At 40.0% G+C, this 18,400-nt stretch carries 19 protein-coding genes and 1 pseudogene; 8 read left to right on the forward strand and 12 right to left on the reverse strand.

What is annotated here, in order from left to right:
- Positions 1–44 precede the first annotated feature (44 nt).
- From CZ382_RS11580 to CZ382_RS11590, 3 genes are all read right to left on the reverse strand, one after another.
- A complete protein-coding gene (locus CZ382_RS11580; RefSeq protein WP_088051392.1) occupies positions 45–1,040 on the reverse strand; it encodes a sensor histidine kinase in 996 nt (331 codons plus the stop codon).
- A complete protein-coding gene (locus CZ382_RS11585; RefSeq protein ID WP_088051393.1) occupies positions 1,041–1,745 on the reverse strand; it encodes a response regulator transcription factor in 705 nt (234 codons plus the stop codon).
- Between the two features lie 516 nt (positions 1,746–2,261).
- Entirely contained in the window at positions 2,262–2,666 is a 405-nt protein-coding gene (locus CZ382_RS11590; RefSeq protein WP_200809523.1) for a DUF2798 domain-containing protein, read from the reverse strand.
- Positions 2,667–2,866: 200 nt separating this feature from the next.
- On the opposite strand from CZ382_RS11590, the gene CZ382_RS11595 reads away from it, so the two are divergent.
- Positions 2,867–3,667, forward strand: a complete 801-nt coding sequence (locus CZ382_RS11595) for a sulfite exporter TauE/SafE family protein (protein WP_159457795.1) — start codon at positions 2,867–2,869, stop codon at positions 3,665–3,667.
- A 229-nt stretch (positions 3,668–3,896) separates the two neighbouring features.
- On the opposite strand, the gene CZ382_RS11600 is transcribed toward CZ382_RS11595, so the two are convergent.
- Positions 3,897–5,294 (reverse strand): right-handed parallel beta-helix repeat-containing protein, encoded by a 1,398-nt coding sequence (locus CZ382_RS11600; RefSeq protein WP_088051395.1) that lies wholly within the window; start codon positions 5,292–5,294, stop codon positions 3,897–3,899.
- 316 nt (positions 5,295–5,610) lie between these two features.
- Here CZ382_RS11600 and CZ382_RS11605 point away from each other — a divergent pair, with 316 nt between their 5' ends.
- The 3 genes from CZ382_RS11605 to CZ382_RS11615 are packed head-to-tail and all read left to right on the forward strand — an operon-like array spanning position 5,611 to position 8,393.
- Positions 5,611–6,264, forward strand: coding sequence for a PadR family transcriptional regulator (locus CZ382_RS11605; protein WP_230856133.1), 654 nt, complete (start codon positions 5,611–5,613; stop codon positions 6,262–6,264).
- Between the two features lie 26 nt (positions 6,265–6,290).
- Positions 6,291–7,928: an FAD-dependent monooxygenase gene (locus tag CZ382_RS11610; protein WP_088051396.1), complete on the forward strand. Its 1,638-nt coding sequence runs from the start codon at positions 6,291–6,293 to the stop codon at positions 7,926–7,928.
- A 33-nt stretch (positions 7,929–7,961) separates the two neighbouring features.
- On the forward strand, positions 7,962–8,393 hold the full coding sequence (locus tag CZ382_RS11615) for an SRPBCC family protein (RefSeq protein ID WP_088051397.1): 432 nt from the start codon (positions 7,962–7,964) through the stop codon (positions 8,391–8,393).
- Between the two features lie 159 nt (positions 8,394–8,552).
- Here CZ382_RS11615 and CZ382_RS11620 read toward each other — a convergent pair whose 3' ends face one another.
- Positions 8,553–9,152, reverse strand: coding sequence for a hypothetical protein (locus tag CZ382_RS11620; RefSeq protein ID WP_088051398.1), 600 nt, complete (start codon positions 9,150–9,152; stop codon positions 8,553–8,555).
- A gap of 187 nt (positions 9,153–9,339) precedes the next feature.
- Here CZ382_RS11620 and CZ382_RS11625 point away from each other — a divergent pair, with 187 nt between their 5' ends.
- On the forward strand, positions 9,340–9,909 hold the full coding sequence (locus CZ382_RS11625; protein ID WP_088051399.1) for a hypothetical protein: 570 nt from the start codon (positions 9,340–9,342) through the stop codon (positions 9,907–9,909).
- Positions 9,910–10,103: 194 nt separating this feature from the next.
- Here the strand turns inward: CZ382_RS11625 and CZ382_RS11630 are convergent, their stop codons facing one another.
- Positions 10,104–10,739: a LysE family translocator gene (locus CZ382_RS11630; RefSeq protein ID WP_088051400.1), complete on the reverse strand. Its 636-nt coding sequence runs from the start codon at positions 10,737–10,739 to the stop codon at positions 10,104–10,106.
- A gap of 395 nt (positions 10,740–11,134) precedes the next feature.
- Positions 11,135–12,535 carry an FAD-binding oxidoreductase gene (locus tag CZ382_RS11635; RefSeq protein ID WP_159457796.1) on the reverse strand — a complete coding sequence of 467 codons (1,401 nt, stop codon included), beginning with the start codon at positions 12,533–12,535 and terminating at the stop codon, positions 11,135–11,137.
- Positions 12,536–12,776: 241 nt separating this feature from the next.
- On the opposite strand from CZ382_RS11635, the gene CZ382_RS11640 reads away from it, so the two are divergent.
- On the forward strand, positions 12,777–13,772 hold the full coding sequence (locus tag CZ382_RS11640) for a helix-turn-helix transcriptional regulator (RefSeq protein ID WP_088051402.1): 996 nt from the start codon (positions 12,777–12,779) through the stop codon (positions 13,770–13,772).
- Positions 13,773–13,775: 3 nt separating this feature from the next.
- Here the strand turns inward: CZ382_RS11640 and CZ382_RS24800 are convergent, their stop codons facing one another.
- Positions 13,776–14,123: a hypothetical protein gene (locus CZ382_RS24800; RefSeq protein WP_286171237.1), complete on the reverse strand. Its 348-nt coding sequence runs from the start codon at positions 14,121–14,123 to the stop codon at positions 13,776–13,778.
- A 137-nt stretch (positions 14,124–14,260) separates the two neighbouring features.
- Between CZ382_RS24800 and CZ382_RS11650 the strand changes: the two genes are divergently transcribed.
- Complete coding sequence (locus tag CZ382_RS11650) at positions 14,261–14,875, forward strand: DedA family protein (protein WP_088051403.1); 615 nt, start codon at positions 14,261–14,263, stop codon at positions 14,873–14,875.
- Positions 14,876–14,900: 25 nt separating this feature from the next.
- Complete coding sequence (locus tag CZ382_RS11655; RefSeq protein WP_088051404.1) at positions 14,901–15,731, forward strand: undecaprenyl-diphosphate phosphatase; 831 nt, start codon at positions 14,901–14,903, stop codon at positions 15,729–15,731.
- Positions 15,732–15,805: 74 nt separating this feature from the next.
- Here the strand turns inward: CZ382_RS11655 and CZ382_RS24210 are convergent.
- The 4 genes and pseudogenes from CZ382_RS24210 to CZ382_RS11675 form a co-directional block, all read right to left on the reverse strand.
- Positions 15,806–15,955, reverse strand: a pseudogene (locus tag CZ382_RS24210) (DUF817 domain-containing protein); the annotation flags it as partial.
- Positions 15,956–16,045: 90 nt separating this feature from the next.
- Positions 16,046–16,267, reverse strand: a complete 222-nt coding sequence (locus tag CZ382_RS11665) for a helix-turn-helix domain-containing protein (protein WP_088051406.1) — start codon at positions 16,265–16,267, stop codon at positions 16,046–16,048.
- Positions 16,268–16,277: 10 nt separating this feature from the next.
- Positions 16,278–16,760 (reverse strand): DUF2975 domain-containing protein, encoded by a 483-nt coding sequence (locus CZ382_RS11670; RefSeq protein ID WP_088051407.1) that lies wholly within the window; start codon positions 16,758–16,760, stop codon positions 16,278–16,280.
- 664 nt (positions 16,761–17,424) lie between these two features.
- A complete protein-coding gene (locus tag CZ382_RS11675; protein WP_088051408.1) occupies positions 17,425–18,378 on the reverse strand; it encodes an SDR family NAD(P)-dependent oxidoreductase in 954 nt (317 codons plus the stop codon).
- Positions 18,379–18,400 lie beyond the last annotated feature (22 nt).

Consider the following 18,400-nt stretch of genomic DNA (forward strand, 5'->3'; position numbering starts at 1 on the left):
CTTTTAGAATATCGCAGGATTCTTTCTTTTAAATGACGGAAATCTTACTTATTTCTTAATTCGTCCGTTTCTCCTTTTTGAGAGGATCCGAATTCGGACTTGGGAAGGGTTACAGTGAAACAAGTGCGCTGATTGGGGATGCTGGCCAGATCAATGCGGCCGCCCAATCGCTCCGTCAGCCTTTTTGCAATGGCGAGCCCCAGTCCGCTGCCCTGTATATTGCGGTTTCTTGAATCATCCATTGTGTACATTCTTTCAAAGACTCTGGCTTGATCTACCTTTTCGATACCACGCCCGCGATCAATCACATTGATCTGAACCTTTTCTTTGTCCGATATAAGCGACAATCCCAAATATCCCCCATCTGAACCATAACGTATGGCATTGGACAGCAAGTTATCAAGAATTCTTGACAGAGCCTCCTCATTCGCGTACACCAATACCGCCTCTTCGGGAACACGGATATCCACCTTGATATCCCGTTCAGAAAGAAGATCGAAATAAACCAATATTCGCTGACGGCACACTTCACAAGCGTCCACCATGGAGAATGGAATGTCATACTCATCCGACTCGAGTTTGGACAAATCAAAAAAAGCATTAATCAGTTCCTGCACCTGGGTCGTCTTTTTGTAAACCTGGCTAAGCATTCTTCTTCGTTCGTCCTCAGACAAGTCAAAATTCCGGTCAAGCACCTCGGCGTAGCCCATAATAACAGTGAGCGGTGTTTTTAAATCGTGCGATACATTCGACAGCATCCTGCGCATCTCCCGCTCCATTCGCACATAATCTGAGGCCGATTGACGCGCACGATCAACTATTGCATTGACCACACGAAGCAGCTCTCGCAGCTCGGGTTCATTAGTCACCACAAGAAGACTTTCCTGTGTCAGGGGTTTAGTGTCATCTGTAAATTCCACCATTTTTCGGTTGATGTAAGCTAGATCGTTTCGAATCGCCCTTCTCGATGCCCGCTCACGTAAATACAATAGGAAAAATCCCACAGCAGTAATCAGCCAAATCCACCAGAACATTGCCATTTACTGTTCCCCCAGCCGATAACCAATTCCCCACAGCGTGCAGATATAGCGTGGATTTGACGGATCGTCTTCAATCTTCTCCCGCAAGCGTCTCATATGTACATTAATGACATTATCGTCATGATAGTATTCCTCATTCCATACAAGTTTATAAAGCATTGCCTTCGTATAAACCCGCGTCGGATGTTGAACAAACAGCTTCAGGATCTGAAATTCCTTGGCAGTCAACTTAATCTCTTTGTTTTTTTTCAAGACTTTGAAATTATCAGGATCTATGATTAATTCGCCAACAGACAATAACTGCGGTTTCGGCTCATTTCCGTTATCAGCGTTGGAATATTGCGTTGCCCTGCGAATCGATGCCTCAACACGTGCAGCTAACTCAAGCGGCGAGAACGGTTTAGCAATATAATCATCAGCGCCGATTCGCAGACCAAGTGCCTTATCCGCTTCTCCATCCTTTGCCGACAAAATCAGAATGGGTACCCGGCTTTGTTCCCTAATTTGTCGCAAAACTTCCAGTCCATTCAGCTTGGGGAGCATTAAATCCAACAGAACCAGGTCAAAACGGTCTAGCACGAACTCCCGAAGAGCTTGTTCTCCATCATGGACAACTGTGGTTTGGTACCCTTCCTTTTCCAGATAATTTGCTACCATGTTGCTGATTTCAGGATCATCTTCAATAATCAGTAAGTTTCCTTCCATTGCAATGTTCCTCCTTATTCTATGGTATCTATCTTTATTAATGGAATGGCTGGCGCTGATATAAGTATGGAACTCATAGATACACCCGCTATCATCAATCTTCTACTTTAATCACTTTACCGTTATTTTTCACCTCAGTCAAAATGCCTTTTAAAGGATACTTGGAATGGGTTGCCATGAATTTTGGGTAAGAATGAGCATGTTGGGAAAGAATCGAGATAGAGGGGAGATGATTTTTCTTAGTTCCCTAGGCCGCACGTACCGGTCCTTATACGGCACCTATTCCGGGCACCAAGAAAAGACTGAACCCTCATGGATCCAGCCCGAATTTGAATTGATTTCGGATTCATTTTTCATTTGGAAATAATTTCGAAAACCTCACTTGCTATAAAACGCTCCCCAGCCTTTATCCCTCCCTTTCCTCTCTCCTACTTAATTACAGCAGGTACCAACTCTTTCAGCAGAGATAACGAAAAAGATAATAGGAAGGTTATAAACCAACTTTTTACTGAAACGTTACATTTCTTCTAAATTTTCATATTCATTTTTATTGGATTTAATATACTTAGTAAATATAAAACGCACTAGCGGTCCCATAATAATAAGTTGTAAAGGTAGTGCCATAATAAAGTTTTTACCAAACACTGATAAATAATCTGTCATAATTGAGCTCGTATAATCATTGTGTAAATTGGTTGTAACTATACCGTAAATTGACATGAAAAACGCCATTCCAATAACCATACATGTTGAAATTGCTAGGACTGTATATAACCTGTTTGTTGTATTAGCCGTTATTTTCAATGCTATTTTTTTAGCATTAGGTCCAACAATAACTAGGTCAAGTATAAATGCAATGATAAACCCAATAAAAAAATCGGAAAAGATACAGACTTCCCACCCGCATTTTTCTCCACTCAACAGATGACAAAGCCGAAACATACTGAAAAACTACCGATCATATTTCGGCTTATCCAAGATTAATTTAATTGTTTGTGATTATACCCACGCTAAGAGAATTCCTGTACCAACTGTTATGGTTACTGTATAATGACAAAGGAAAATGAAAAGTACTAGGATTCGCTTACAAGTATTCCCGGTAAGTCATGGAGTTGATCTTTGTGTATTCGATTGCAGCATTTTTAGGAATGGGTGTTTTAACCGGATTTTTATCAAGTATGTTTGGGTTCGGTGGCGGGTTTGTGGTCATCCCTGTTCTGTATTTACTCCTTCCGCATCTGCATGTTCCTCACTTTTTGGTTATGCATGTGGCGGTTGGGACATCGCTTGCGATTATGATTGTCAATGCGTTGAATTCCACGATCTCCCATCATCGGCAACACCATATATTATGGTTTATCTTTTTTCGAATGGCGCCGGCAATTGCTGTCGGCTCTTTAATTGGAGGGCTCGTTTCTCCCTTTATTGGAGGGAACATTCTCAGATATTTATTCATTCTTTTTGTGGTTTATACCATCATTTCCTCCCTCGTAAAGAAAACGTTTATAGATATAGGAGACCATGATATCAAGATACCTAACCTTGTAAAGACCTCCTTTCTTGGGACAGGCATTGGTTTTATTGCTACGTTGTTAGGAATCGGGGGAAGTGTACTAACCATTCCTTTCCTACGAAGCTGCAAATTAAAAATGATCAATGCTGTATCATTGGCAACTCCGCTAAGTTTGCCTATAGCGATTGTGGGAACAACTACTTCTGTATTTGCAGGCATGCAACAGCCCGATCTGCCTTCATGGTGTTTCGGTTTTGTTTATATTCCGGCTTTTATAGGTATGGTTATAGGGGGATTTATCGGGGTCCCCATAGGCTCCCGTGTTGCACACAACGTGCCCGATCGTTTATTTTCCAGGATTTATATTGTATTACTTGTTGTTGTCGTCATCACGATGATCTTCGAATAAAGTGAAACTTCAATCAGCGGGGAATCCTTCATCCCCCACTGATTGTTAGTTGAACCGAATCGGACTTGGATCCCCACTTATCATTCTAGATTCCCTTAAATGCCTGAAGTGGGGTTCTTACTGCCCGTTAAAGTCGAATAAGTCCCTTGAGATAAGAAGACCGCGAATTGAGAACAATGTAGAACTAAATCAATTTTTCAGTACAGTTTTCAAGGATACCAAATGAAAATTACTCCACAATTTTTTTCGCAGGTGAATCCTCTCTCAATCTAAAATCATATTTATTTTCATTTTCATATTTTGGATCTAAATAGCTGGATTTCGCATCACTTTTTGAATCAATTTTGAATTCCGGAAAAGAAGTATATTCTTCATCCTTCCATACCCAAATACCAGTTTTACCCTTTTCTTTATGAAATACATTCCTTTGTAGTTTATTTGCTTGATTGGTTGTAAAATAGTTGGCAATAAATAAACGAGATGGTCCAGCGGTCATAATATTTTTTTCGACCACGTTGTTTTTTACATCGTGCTGTAATAAAAGCTGTCCCCCATCCAGTCCCTTCGTATCATTTCGATACATGATGTTTTGAGAGATGGTAGAATGGATCGTGCCTCCCCGATTTTCGCCATATCCGCCAATCGATATCCCAGTGTAAAAGTTGTGATAAATAATATTGTCTATAATGTTAATATGATCAGCATATTTTTTTGCATGTTCAGAGGTTGCTTCAATTCCGATATCGCATTTATAAATGGTATTCTTTTCAATGGTTATGTTTTTCCCACCATCTACGTAAATTCCGCCAGCGGAATAATCTTCCCCATAGGCCGGATTGCCATACGAGGATATTTCATAAACTTTATTGTGTTTAACAACACCATTTCTCACATAGTCAGCTCTTTTATCATTAGAAGTACCTTCGTACCCGATTAGATCAATTCCGATATTATCGTTTCGGCGAACTAGATTATTTTCCACCTTAAAACCATCAATATTTCCATTAAGTACAAGCGATTCACTAGAACCCAGTTTTAAATCTTCCACCGTATTATTTAAAATATGGATGTCTTCCATCGGGCCAGTTCCGTATACTGCAATCCCATGGCCATTCCCATCATCTGCATGGGTCTCCATTCGCTGCACATGGTTATTCTCTAATGTAATATGACTGCTAGAGCCCGTTACATAAATCCCCATTACCGTTTCATTTGGTAAATCAGTCGTTAAATCTTGTATCGTTAATCCACTAATCGTAATATAATTTTTATTGTTTATCGTAACTAAGGATGTATCCCCCTCAGTATCCTTTAGGCTCTTTCCACTGAGAACGACCTGTTCCTTATTGTAGGCTTTAAAAATAATTGGTTTTGCTTTTGTACCACTATGTTTCACGACAAGCTTTTCATTATAGGTCCCTTTCCGTATGTAGACAGTAGTCCCCGCTTTAGCTTCTGAGGAGGCTTTTTTTAGTGTGCGAAATGGCTTTGATTTTGTGCCATCATTTTGATCATCGCCATTTACAGATACGTAGATAGCATTATCCTTTTTAGCATCCGTATTATTTATGGCAAAAACAACCATGATAGCTGCCGCAGCCAAGAGGATAAACATAGTAATTTTCATTTAACATTCCTTCTTAAATATAATTTGTGTAGTTCGCTTCCTGCTGATGATAAAAAAGGCATCGTATCGACAACACATAATAGATAATCCATTCAATTTTACCACAAAAATCTTGCCTGCATGAAATGCGGTTGTCATCGTGTAATCAGTTCGAGTCCAAATCACATCTTCCGCCTTGGACAAGGATAAAAGTCAGCAGCCGGCCTATTCGTGAGCCGCATAGATCCGTTTGCTTCGTAAAGGAGGGCATTTATTCTATTCGCTACTAATAAATCAATACATTGGCTTATTAACCAAAACAGGGGATGGAGTAAATTTGACGGCTTATTATATCTTGACACGTCATATTATTAATAGTAATATTATGAATATGAAAAACACAATTAAAAAATCACCTGTCGCTTTAGCCGTTCTTTGTTTTCTTATTGAGGAGCCTATGCATCCGTATCGTATGCAACAGCTTATTAAAGAGAGGGGGAAAGATGAAGTTATTAACGTTCGCCATCGCACGAGTATTTACCAAACGATTGATCGTTTACATCGAGACAAGGCCATTACCATCCAGGAAAAGAAAAAAAATGAAGGGAGACCGGATTTAATTGTTTATGAAATCACGGATCTAGGACGAAACACTGCATATTCATGGATCCGGGAAATGATTTCTACACCGGCTCAGGAGTTTTTAGAGTTCCCTGCTGCTGTATCTTTTCTGGCATTGTTAACGCCTGAAGATGTTGCATTGCTCTTCAAGCAAAGAGTAAGTGTTCTTGAAAATACACTTGCTCGACTTGAAGAAGATCAGTTTCAGAAAGGAGCATCAATGAGTCTGCCGCGCTTATTTTTACTTGAGGCCGAATATCAACGAGCAGTACTTACGGCTGAAATAGAATGGATTCAATCAATCATCGCGGATATTAACGCAAAACGGCTGAAATGGAGCATGGAAGAGCTGCGCGAGAAAGAAAACTAATTTATATATGAAAGGTTGTATTTTTAATGAATAAACGATTAAATAAATCCTTATCATTTGATGAAACAGTTCCTGTCCTCGTTGTTGGAGGAAGTCTGGTAGGCCTGTCATTCTCCCTTTTTCTGTCTCGCCAAGGAATTAAGCCATTAGTCGTAGAGCGCCATCCAGGAACGGCCATTCACCCGCGTGTTTCGAGCCTAACCGCCCGAACGATGGAAATATTCCGTTCGGCCGGGATCGAGGAGGTGATTCGCCATGAAGAGCCCCCTTTCCCTCGAGATTTTGGCATCATGTTTGTAGAGAGTTTGGCTGGGCAAGTATTTGATAACCTGATGGAAGATATGAGTGCTTACTTTACGGATGCCAGCCCAGTTGAAGGAAACGGCATCGCACAAGATCTGCTTGAGCCGGTTCTTCGGGCACAGGCCGAACAAGCCGGTGTCGATTTGCGCTACAACACGGAGTTGATCGAGTTCGAAGCTGACGAGGATAGCATCTCGGCCGTGATTTGTGATCGAATCAGCGGCGAAACGCGCCGTGTTCGAACCAACTTTTTAGTAGGAGCGGATGGGAGTAAGAGTGGAACCCGCACACAATTAGGTATTGGCCAACATGGAGAAGGTACGCTCTTCCATCTGATCAGCGTCGTTTTTGATGCAGAAATTCATGAGCTGTTTAGAAGCCAAAACGCGCATATGTGTTTTTTCGCCAATGATACCGTAAGCGGAAGTCTTGTACTGTATCCTGGAACTTCCAGGCGACCCCATATATACCGGTTGGACGTTATATATGATCCCGAAGAGGAAACGATTGCCGATTATCCGGAGGAACGCTGTGCTGCATTAGTTAGGGCAGCAATCGGAATTCCTGACATCCCCGTTACGATCAAAAAGGTATTGACTTGGGAAATGGCTGCCCGCGTAGCTGATCGCTTCCAACAAGGCCGCATTTTTTTAGTTGGTGATTCCGCACGGGTTCAACCTCCAAGCGGCGGTTTGGGAGGCAACACCGGCATCGCCGAGGCGCAGAACCTTGCTTGGAAACTGGCCGCCGTCTTGCGTGGTGAAGCCGGTTCGGATTTGCTTACGACATACGATGTTGAACGGCGGCCCATAGCGGATTACACGGCAGAACAGGTCGTCATGCTGTCCCAGCAGCGTGAACACGAGGGATCGGATGGGATTACAGTAAGTACCCTGGATGTCAATATGGGTTATCGTTATCAAGACGGCGCATTCGTACCTGAAGCAGGCGTGCAGAACCTCCCAATTGTACAGTCGCCCGAGTTATGGACGGGACAGCCGGGAACCCGTGCGGCGCACATTGTTCTCGAACGGGACGGTCGTACCATCTCCTCATTAGATCTATTTGGTTCTCGATTCGTCTTGCTCGTTGGCCCCGATGGACAAAGCGGGTTGGAGGCTGCTCAACATGTTAAAGATGAGCTCCGTCTCCCGATGGATATTTATCAGATTGGTGGTCATAAAGGTGATTTCAGCGATCCCGGGAACGATTTTCTTGACGCATACGGAATCACTTCTACAGGGGCTATCATCGTCCGGCCAGACGGGTATATCGGATGGCGAAAACCGGTTGCCGAGGAGAATAAGGAAGAAATGGAAAAAGTCTTAACCAATGCCCTGTTGACAATCCTTTTTCGCTAAATCAACTACTTCAAAAAGGAAAGGAAAATAATCATGCTCACATTTGAATATACTGAGACTTATGACTACCCTGCATCTATTATTTTTTCACGTCTCATTGATCTAAAGGGACGAGATTCCTGGATTAAAGGCATTACAGAGATTCAAGTCACTCCTGAAGGACCGGCCCAGTTGGGAACCAAATACTTTGAGAGTGGAAAATATTCAGGTTTTAAAAGCGAAAAAACAATGATCGTAACCGAGTGTATCAAGGATCATTTGTTGACAATGGAGACAACGCCCGATGAAAAACAATCGTTTCGCGAAAGCTATCGTATTGAGCCGATATCAGAAAAATCTTGCCGTGTTCATTTCACCATTCAAGTTGGCAACGTCCCAAAGGTAGCTGAATTTTTCATGGGTCAATCTATGAAAAAAGAACAACCACAAACAGCTGCCCGCTTGAAGGCTGTCCTTATGGGATGACCTCCATATTGTTTGTTACGCACGAGTGCAATTACGGCATTTCTTGGTGTGTTTGAGAAATTTTTGTTTGGCTTCTTATGGACTGCATGAACCAGTGAAGTGACTTTTTGCCGTTAGAGGTTAAAAAGAAGCCACGGGCATGTGTTCGCGGCTTCTTTATTAATAAAAATTGTTATTGCGGCTTTGCAGCCATTGATTGAATTCGGCAGGTGTGCGCACATTATTGTCTAATACAGCGGTATAGATATCGAAGCTTTTCACTTGCTTCCCATACTCGGCTCGTGCAGCCCAAACGGTTTTAATGCTTAAAATAGAGACAATCGTTGCCGGAGTAAGACGGTCGGGCATCGTGCGAATATGCTGTAGATCAGGCTGCTTATCAGGCTCGTCTACGAACCAAATATCCAGTTCCCATTTATTGCCGTTTTTTGACTCGTACGTCATACCGAGAAAATAACCGTCGGGATAGGTCGGATCGGTGTTCCAGTTGCCAGTATCGTTGATGAATTTCAAATCCCGGACTTGAGGATTGGACATTAATTGCGCTGCAATTCCGGAAATTGCAGCGATGTTCAACTTGGAACAAGCGACCGTAATATCGAGGTCTCTCCAAACCATTAAACCAAGCGCCGAACTCCCTACTTTTACTGGCGTACCGGCTGTTGCCAGCAATTGCTTAAGGTGCATCTCTTCCGCAATCGCATCTGCTTCAGCTTGTAACTGCAGTTGGCGAGCAAGCAGATCTTCCTGTTCTAACATTTTCCGCTCCCCCCTTTTTTGTTATTATTACAGTATAACGAATAAATGGCCATGTTGTCTCTGAAATACGCCGCTTCATATAGGTTTAGATATAATGATTTTAGGGTTTATCACTATATATAGTACATAACTTTATAAATATGAAATGGTATCTAGGATTATCCACTGATGATGGGAGATGAATGAAATGAGAAAACTTCGAATTCCTTCTTTTTTGCATGATGTATTTGGTGAAAAACAGTCTGTTGGATCCATTCTGACGATACTGCTTTTTGGGGGGATTCTGACGGCTGCGCTATATTACAGATTCCCGGAATTGACCGACCATTTGCCGGCGTGGCGCAGCTCCCTGGCATTATTATTGATATTCGATGTTTTTGCCGGCTGCATAGCAAATTTTACGGCTTCAACCAGCAACTTTTATGCGGTGCGAAAAACAAATCGGATCGTATTCATTGCGATCCATGTCCATATCGTGCTTGTTGCCTTTCTCCTCAATACCGATATTTGGTATTCACTGGGGATATGGGCTTATACGATCATCGGGGCATTTATCGTAAATAGCTTTATCGGGAAACATTCGCAATTATTCGTAGCGGGCTTGCTTTTGTCTGTTGGTCTAGGCTGCATGCCCATGCTGCCAGGAATAACGCCTTATATGCTGATCATTGGCATACTGTTTTTAATGAAAGTATTGTTTAGCTTCTCCGTTGATCATTATGGCAAAGCAAAACATAACACCGGTAAAGAAGCATAAATCGCCTAGAATAATCAAGCTGGTCAAGCTGAACAAATCCTTATTCTTATCACATGAGCAGAGCATTTTCCCCGGACCTTTATTCTTGTATTTATTTGGCGATTCCGAACAGTACCTTAAGGCAAAAAGAAATGTGACAGCGTTTTTGTCCTTTTATGTTTGATAAAAGCTTGTTACTAATCCATATTCGCCATCTATTCTTGAGTTTGAAGGGCTAAACGTATGCCTAATCCAATATAAATTAAACCAACAATTTTCTCGACTTTATTAGCAAAAATACCTGATGTTTTGAACATCTTTGCTCCAATGAAACTTGTACAATAAGCCAAAAAGGTAGTGAATGCAATGCTCATTAGCACAAATACAATACCTAAAATAAGAAGTTGTAATGTCACACTGCTTCCGTCATTTTGGATAAATTGAGGTAAAAATGCTAAAAAGAATAATGCTGTTTTAGGATTCAATACTTCCGCTAAAAAGCCTTGTTTAATTGGTGTCCAACTCGAACTTTTATCTATACTCACAGACGTTTGTTCAAGGTGTGATTTTTCTTCTTGTTTAGTCTTTGTAAGTAACATTTGAATCCCTAAGTAGCATAAATAAATAACCCCGATATATTTTACGATTTCAAATGCTAAAGCTGAACTTAATAATATCGCTGATAGCCCTAAAACAGCGAACAACGCATGGATACTATCGCCTAAGCCAATTCCTAAAGCAGTCATAATACCATTTTTTCTCCCGCTTTTTATCGTTTGCGAAATTGTAATAATGACCGCAGGACCCGGGATTAGAAATAAAAGAAATACAACGACAATAAATGAAAACATGCTATCACTACACCTTTCTTCCATAAAAAATCATAACATTTCATTATCATGATCTGCTAATTTTTTACCTAGTCTAAACTAAATGAATATCGAAATATTCCTTTTTATTATACAGAAAAACTGAAAAAGATGGTATGAAAATCCGATTTCATACCGTCTTTTTAAATAACTTTATTATTCGTGAACAACTCGCACACAGAGATATCGAAGACGCAGTATTGTATACTAGGAGTAGATTTTGAAGATCTGAGTCTTCCTATCATGAGCTCCCGAGTCTGGTTTTCATCCTTATCAGTAACAATTATTTCTCCATCAAGAATGGCTGCATCCAAAATATCTATATAATGAGTTCCTTAAATTTTGTGATGACTTCGTTATGGTGTTTCATATATAATCTAATCTTTCCATGGATAATTTGTGATATCTGGCTTCAAATTCAAGTTATTACGAAAAATGTTTTCTAGATCATAATGTTTCTTTAAGCTAATTAAACGATGTAGTATTTCTTCTGAATAAAACTCCTCCAATCTGTCCGTATCACCAATCTCAATAAAGTTCACGTCGGCTCCAGCAGCATAAGGTTTTAATTTATCCCACAAATTCTCCATACAAGTGTAATGACGATCTGCTTCTTCCATCGATGTGAAAACATTTGATATGTGAACCAAGTAGGGTTTATTCCTGTGAGCAAATGCCGTATGATTCTCTGGTACTCGACTTATTGCTCCCCCAAGCACACGTAATTGAATACTGATGTTCGACGATAGATTCTTATTTACTACTTCAACAAAAGTCTTTGCCTTTTGCTCGTCAAATGTTTCCATATACATATTTCGCCCATATGACCCAAATGTTAGATCTTCAGGAAGATTCGTTAGTAAATTTTTGTATGGTTGTTGTGTAACTTGATCTGAAATGATGTTTCCAATTTTACGAAAAGGTGCTATGACATTTTTGCCTGTCTCTAGATCGCCAGCGTAACAAAATGATACGGATATTACAGGTTGAAAGTGATATTTTGCTGGAAGAAACGGTACCGGATGTGCAGCCATCATATCAATAATTACCGTGAGTTCATCTTGGGCTTCATAAGCAAGATTCACTATTTTCAGCAAATCTTCAGCTTTTATTCCTTTATAATATAATGTACCTCCAAGTACCTCTTCAACTTCGAAGAGATCGAATTCGAAATCAGTGATGATACCGAAATTACCAGCGCCTCCACGAACGCCCCAAAATAATTCTGGATTCTCTTTCCTGCTTGCTCGGCAAACTTCACCATCTGCTGTGACCATCTCAATTGAACGTAAAGCGTCAATGGTAAGTCCATACTTGCGTGATAAAAACCCAATACCACTTCCTTGTGTAAGCCCTCCAACCCCTACGGAAGCCGCATCACCTGACGGAATCGCCAGTTTGTAGGGTTGAAGCGCATCACTCACATCCCCCCAGGTATTACCCGGACCGAGATGGGCATTCCGTAATTGAACATTTACATCAATATGGTTTACATCAGACAAATCAATTAAGACTGACTGATTTTCTGTGTAATACCCAACATAACTATTATGCCAACCACTTCGTACCGCTAAAGGAAGCCGATGTCTCCTGGCGAAGTTAAGAACTTTTATAATGTCTTGTACATTTTTAACCCTTACAATTAAGCATGTAGCAGTCCTTACAGCCATATTCCAATACTTTTTTACCTGAGAGTCTGATGAGAATAAAATAGACCCTTGAATTTGCTGCTTTAGTTCAGTAATCTGTGGTTTTAATTGAGAAAAACTTTGTTTCATTGGTCTGCTCCTTTTCAAAATAATTGCCAAGAGTTTTATAAGGTGCATTTGCACTCTTGGGAAAAGACACGTTAGAGATAATTTTTTCTAAACCCAATTAAAAATATTCAAGTTATTGGCTATACGATACTATCATCCTTTCTCTGATCCATTTTTGTAAGTAACCCTGTACTTGGTTTTAATTGTAGTTTATGATAGTGACAACGGATGTCATAAACTTTTAAAAAAATGGAGAAAAACAATGTACAAATCGAAACGGCTAATGGAATTGATGATGACTGTCAATCGAAAGAGAAAATTTACAGTCAAGGAACTTGCCGAGGAATTTGACGTGTCATCGAGGACGATATTAAGAGATTTACAAGAGCTGAGTGAGTTAGGGGTCCCTTTGTATTCGGAAGTGGGTCCTCACGGTGGTTATCAGGTGTTGAACGATAGAGTCTTGCCTCCTATCGCTTTTACCGAGGAAGAGGCTGTCGCCATCTTTTTTTCGAGTTATGCGTTACGTTACTATTCATATCTTCCTTTTAAAAAGGAATCCTCTTCGGCACTAAAAAAATTTTATTCTTTCATGCCTGACGATATACGGGATCGTATCGATCAAATGAAGGACCGTTTTGATTTTGTCACACCGATGAGACAATTGAAAACTCCCTTTCTATCCACTTTTCTTGATGCGGCTATTCATCAAAAAGTGCTTCTCATTGATTACGAATCACGAAAAGGAAAATTAAGTCGTGAAATACAACCAATTGGTATCTATGCAAGCAACGGTTTATGGTACTGTCCTGCTTATTGTTTTCTTCGTGAGGATTTTCGCTTGTTCCGCTGTGACAGAGTTCTGTCGGTTGATGATTCTCCCACAACAAGACCTTTGGATTTACGACATGTTGATATAGGAAATTGGGAGTCTTTTCTTAAGGAGGAGCGAAAGTACGTCAAGCTCTATGTGGAGCTGACAAAAGTGGGTGTCCAGAGATGCGAAGCTGAATTATGGCAGCCGAAAATTAATATTCGGAAAGCTGAGATAGGATCGCCTCCTAAAGTTCATATTCGGGAGGACGGCACTGGTTGGCTGGACAATGACGTTCCGAAAAGCCATATTTCGTTTTTGGCAAAGTTTTTTATCGGCTTGGGAAATGATGCAACAGTAGTAAAACCACCTGAACTGATAGATTGTATGAGATGTATGCTTTTAGAGATCATGGCAAAGTATGAAAGTAGCGACTTTAAGTAGTCGCTACCAGAAACTCCTCTCTGCTCGGCAGTCTAAGACCATCGGTTCGTCCGGTAAAATATCGTTGGTTAAGATCGGCCGAGGATACATGCCGGACTGTTCGGAACCTGCCTTGCGGGCCAATGCCAGTATCTCCGGCGGTCTGAAGAAGCTAATGAAAGGCGTGCCGCTTACTCGCGCTCCCTTCTCCGCCGCCTCAACCTCAGGACGCTCCTCGGGTTCGGCGAGCTCAAGCGGTAACAAGAACGTAATGGCCAGCATGGAGCCGGGGGAAAACATTGCAACCTGGCGCAGTGTGGCCGTGATCGCGTTCTTGGTGAGGTACGAGGTGACACCGGTGGAGGCCACCACAGCTGGCAGGCTCGCGTCGAAACCAGCTGCCGTTAGCTGGTCCCACCAAGACCAGCATAACGTTAAAAAATAAACATATCTACTACACTATTTGATTATAACTAATAATGGACAATCCATAATTACGGAGGTTTATCATGCAAACATGGGTAACAGATATAATGGAGCAATTCGGTTATATCGGGGTTTTTTTTATGATGGCGTTGGAAAATGTATTTCCACCGATACCATCTGAGGTTATTCTCCCTTTCGCGGGATTTATGACAACAACAACTCAATTGACCGTTATGGGAGTTGTCGTAACATCGACAACGGGCTCGGTACTCGGCGCAATCATTCTTTATAGAATTGGTAAGCTACTCGATGTAAAACGGATGGAGAAAATAGTCAGTAGATGGGGACATATCATTCGAGTTAAGAAAGAGGATATTCATAAAGCGGACGAGTGGTTTGACAGGTATGGCTATTGGACTGTGCTATTTTGCAGGATGATCCCGCTAATACGAAGTCTGATTTCGATTCCAGCGGGTATGTCAAATATGAAATTTTGGTTATTTTTACTGTTTACGATGATCGGTACCGTTGCATGGAATGTCATTCTCATTTTAATTGGTGCCGCATTAGGTGAATCATGGACAAACATTCTTCAGTTTATGGATATATATTCAACTATAGCTTATGTCCTTATCGGTACTGGAATAGTTGTTTTTATCATTCTATTTATCTCGAAGAAAAGAAATAATAAAGGGTAGTTTACCAAAGGGATGTGCATATTCGATGGATTTAATTGAAATTTTAAAAGCAATTATTTTAGGTCTGGTAGAAGGATTAACAGAATTTGCTCCAGTTTCTTCAACAGGTCATATGATAATCGTTGATGACATGTGGTTGAAATCTGAAGCGTTTTTAACAGAGTATGTTGCGAACACATTTAAAATAGTTATCCAACTTGGTTCGATTTTAGCAGTAGTGGTTGTTTTTAGAAAAAGATTTTATGACCTATTGGGCTTAACAAAACATAATAATAATGAAGCAATGAGAAATCACCGCTTAAAATTAAGTCAAGTTATCGTAGGTTTGATCCCAGCTGGTGTTTTAGGTGTTTTATTTGAAGATTATATTGATGAACATTTATTTTCAACGGAAACAGTTTTGATAGGTTTACTTTTAGGAGCTATATTGATGATTATTGCTGATAAATTTGCTCTAAAAGATCCTGTAGCCAAAACAGTAGACCAAATTACGTATAGACAAGCGTTTACGGTTGGGCTTATTCAATGTTTTTCCTTATGGCCAGGATTTTCGAGATCTGGTGCAACCATTTCTGGTGGTGTATTGACTGGGATGAGCCATAAGACTGCTGCCGATTTTACCTTTATTATGGCCGTTCCGATCATGGCGGGGGCTAGTGGGTTATCTTTATTAAAAAACTTGCAGTATTTTACCATTGATGCACTACCATTCTTCATCGTTGGTTTTATTAGTGCATTTGTATTCGCACTAGTATCTATCAAATTTTTCTTGAAGCTGATTGACCGAATTAGACTCGTTCCATTTGCGATATATCGGATTGTTTTAGTTGTGGTCGTTTGGCTGATTTATTTTTAGAATAGTTGTTAATTATGTGGATTTGAAATAAAGTGTGATCATTTATAAGCGTTTGATGAAAAATGTAGCTGGAATTGTGTAATAGCCAAAGAGGCAAAAATAGCGACAGGAAACAGACATGATAGAGCCTGCTCCCAACCAAAACAAGTGAGTTGCTTAAGTGATCTCATGATTTGTGCCTTCAAAGGTTTTTTTCGAGAATCATTTTGGATGGTTAAATTCATGAGAGTAACTCCTCTTTTATAAATTTGATTTATTGAAATTATGGAAAAATAAATCTCCCTTTTCCTTTCAATGTTAAATATTCCTCGCTTTTAACCTTTGGTGTCTTCATCACTTCGGTATTCTAAAATATCTCCGGGCTGACATTCTAAAGCCTTACAAATCGCCTCTAAAGTTGATAATCGAATCGCTTTTGCCTTTCCGTTTTTCAATATAGAAAGGTTAGCCATTGTTATTCCAACCCTATCCGAAAGTTCTGTTACGCTCATTTTCCTTTTAGCCAGCATCACATCAATATTGATTATAATTGCCATTGTTTTCACCTCAGACCGTTAAATCATTTTCTGATTTTATAGTAATAGCTTCTTTTAAAAGTCTTTGGAGAACAGCAGCAAAGACTGCGATTACCATTGAAGCAAAAATAATGATCAATCCGATTACTATGATACCTGGGGCGTCGTCTATCTCCGCGATGAGATATAAAAGCGGCATGCCTGCCACATACACGATACTGATTGTGACTGCACAGTATTTTATATTCTTTAAAGCTTTTACAGAAATTTGCGAGAAAGCTTGTGTTTTGTCAATATAGCTTAAAAGTTTAAAAGCTTGATACAGAGCAAAGTAAAAAGGTATCGCTGCTGCATACATGACGATAAAAACGAGATATTTCATATAAGCAACATCTGGATACAGATCTGCTGCATAATTCGCTATCTCAGGCACCAAAAATATACACAAAGCAAGAACTGGGATTCCAATAAGAACAACAGCTATCTTTAAAAAAAGTGTTGATCCTCGTTTCATAAAAAACACCTCACTTATTTATTGTGATTTTGATTTTAACACATAATTTATCGTTTTACAATAAATAATTATCACTATTAGATATTTTATTGTTGAAATTCAATTCACTAAACTGAAAATGGCCAAATACCTAAATGTTAGGATCACACAAAATACATAAACAGTCTCTTCAAAAAGCGTACTTTTGAAAAGAGTTGTTTGGAACAAATAAAATTTCCGGCAAAGAAAGGGTAAATTATCGATATTAAAAAACCGGAACCCAACAAAGACGGTTAAGCATTCTGAGTAAGGATGAATTCAAAGCTATCTTTGGTAGACCGAACTTTACATATGAAGACGCTGTTATTATTTTTCACTTTCCAAACCGAGAAAGAGTTACTACGAAGGCTGCGAGGCTCATTTTGTCCTGTAACTTGACAATTGAAGGCCAAGAATCTTTTTGTTTTATGAACGGGGGCAGGGTGATAAGTTCGATCAAAAAATATGCTGTAACCCTTGATATTACATCCGTGCTAAGTTCCATTTATAAAAAAGATTGATCAAAACCGGGTACAATTGCCTCATTTTGATCAATCTTTATTTTAAAGGGTCGAGCTTTAACCAATGAAGTGGAGTTCAACCCCCTATTCCCGAATGAAAATCATTTTGATGAAACGACCATAGCCTAATTCTCCTTACGCATTAAAAGTTGTAACGTTTCTTCAAGTCCTTTTCTGAAGGGAGTTGCTGGAATTGGGCCGATTCGTCTCTCATATTTTTCACCATTCAAAACAAACCCTTCTTTCGTAAGATACATGATCTCAACAACTTCTCTAATAAATGGATCAAACAAGCCAATGAAGCGAATCGCATTTTTATTTAAAGGAATGACCCTCTTTCGATTTCCAGTTACTTCCCGAGCTATCCGAATGATTTCTTTTCCTGAAATCAATCCCGCTCCAGGTATATTCCAGTTCTCTCCATAAGCATCGTCTTTTTCCGCTATATTCACAACCATCTTGGCTGCATCCGGTAAATAGACATATTCCCGTGGTGTTTTCAAATTTCCAATAAAGATTGAATTTTTACGAGCAGCCATCCCTTCCAATGTAGGCTGTAAATAGGAATTCTGTGAGGTCGCGCCATAATAATCCGGTAGCCTGACAATTAATGCCTTTGCATTCTCCCATTTGTTACTGAATATTAAGTTCTCGAATTCTACCCTTAATTTCCCTTTCTTCGTATGTGGCTGTTTTGGATGATTTTCAACACCCTTCGCAACTTGATGCCCGTAAACATAGATCCCATCAACAATGACAATCTTCTTTCCTAGAATATTCGCTGCTTTCATCACATTTTCTCCAAGCAAAAGAAGTCGATCAGCCATTTCTTGATATTTAACATTAGCACACTGGAATATAACCTCAACATCTTTTGCCGCCTCTACAATCGTTTGGTAGTCAAATATATTACCCAGCTTATACGACAACCGTTGATTAAAATGGTGCTGTTCTATTAATGCTTTCAATTTATTTTCGGAACGTCCGAAGGCAATCACCTTGACACCTCTGGTCAGTAATTCCGATACAATAACCCGGCCCGTCCCACCAGTCGCTCCTAATACAATCGCAGTTTTCATTGTCCATTCTCCTTTAATTAGT

It is taken from the genome of Virgibacillus dakarensis (genome assembly GCF_900155625.1).
GTDB lineage: Bacteria > Bacillota > Bacilli > Bacillales > Amphibacillaceae > Lentibacillus_C > Lentibacillus_C populi.

Bases quoted from the DNA above. Each gene is read 5' to 3' on its own strand.
- CZ382_RS11600 (WP_088051395.1), bottom strand. From the start codon at position 5,294: ATGAAAATTACTATGTTTATCCTCTTGGCTGCGGCAGCTATCATGGTT.
- CZ382_RS11580 (WP_088051392.1), bottom strand. From the start codon at position 1,040: ATGGCAATGTTCTGGTGGATTTGGCTGATTACTGCTGTGGGATTTTTC.
- CZ382_RS11635 (WP_159457796.1), bottom strand. From the start codon at position 12,535: ATGAAACAAAGTTTTTCTCAATTAAAACCACAGATTACTGAACTAAAG.
- CZ382_RS11585 (WP_088051393.1), bottom strand. From the start codon at position 1,745: ATGGAAGGAAACTTACTGATTATTGAAGATGATCCTGAAATCAGCAAC.
- CZ382_RS11625 (WP_088051399.1), top strand. From the start codon at position 9,340: ATGAGAAAACTTCGAATTCCTTCTTTTTTGCATGATGTATTTGGTGAA.
- CZ382_RS11670 (WP_088051407.1), bottom strand. From the start codon at position 16,760: ATGAAACGAGGATCAACACTTTTTTTAAAGATAGCTGTTGTTCTTATT.
- CZ382_RS11675 (WP_088051408.1), bottom strand. From the start codon at position 18,378: ATGAAAACTGCGATTGTATTAGGAGCGACTGGTGGGACGGGCCGGGTT.
- CZ382_RS11610 (WP_088051396.1), top strand. From the start codon at position 6,291: ATGAATAAACGATTAAATAAATCCTTATCATTTGATGAAACAGTTCCT.
- CZ382_RS11630 (WP_088051400.1), bottom strand. From the start codon at position 10,739: ATGTTTTCATTTATTGTCGTTGTATTTCTTTTATTTCTAATCCCGGGT.
- CZ382_RS11640 (WP_088051402.1), top strand. From the start codon at position 12,777: ATGTACAAATCGAAACGGCTAATGGAATTGATGATGACTGTCAATCGA.
- CZ382_RS11615 (WP_088051397.1), top strand. From the start codon at position 7,962: ATGCTCACATTTGAATATACTGAGACTTATGACTACCCTGCATCTATT.
- CZ382_RS11655 (WP_088051404.1), top strand. From the start codon at position 14,901: ATGGATTTAATTGAAATTTTAAAAGCAATTATTTTAGGTCTGGTAGAA.
- CZ382_RS11620 (WP_088051398.1), bottom strand. From the start codon at position 9,152: ATGTTAGAACAGGAAGATCTGCTTGCTCGCCAACTGCAGTTACAAGCT.
- CZ382_RS11665 (WP_088051406.1), bottom strand. From the start codon at position 16,267: ATGGCAATTATAATCAATATTGATGTGATGCTGGCTAAAAGGAAAATG.
- CZ382_RS11650 (WP_088051403.1), top strand. From the start codon at position 14,261: ATGCAAACATGGGTAACAGATATAATGGAGCAATTCGGTTATATCGGG.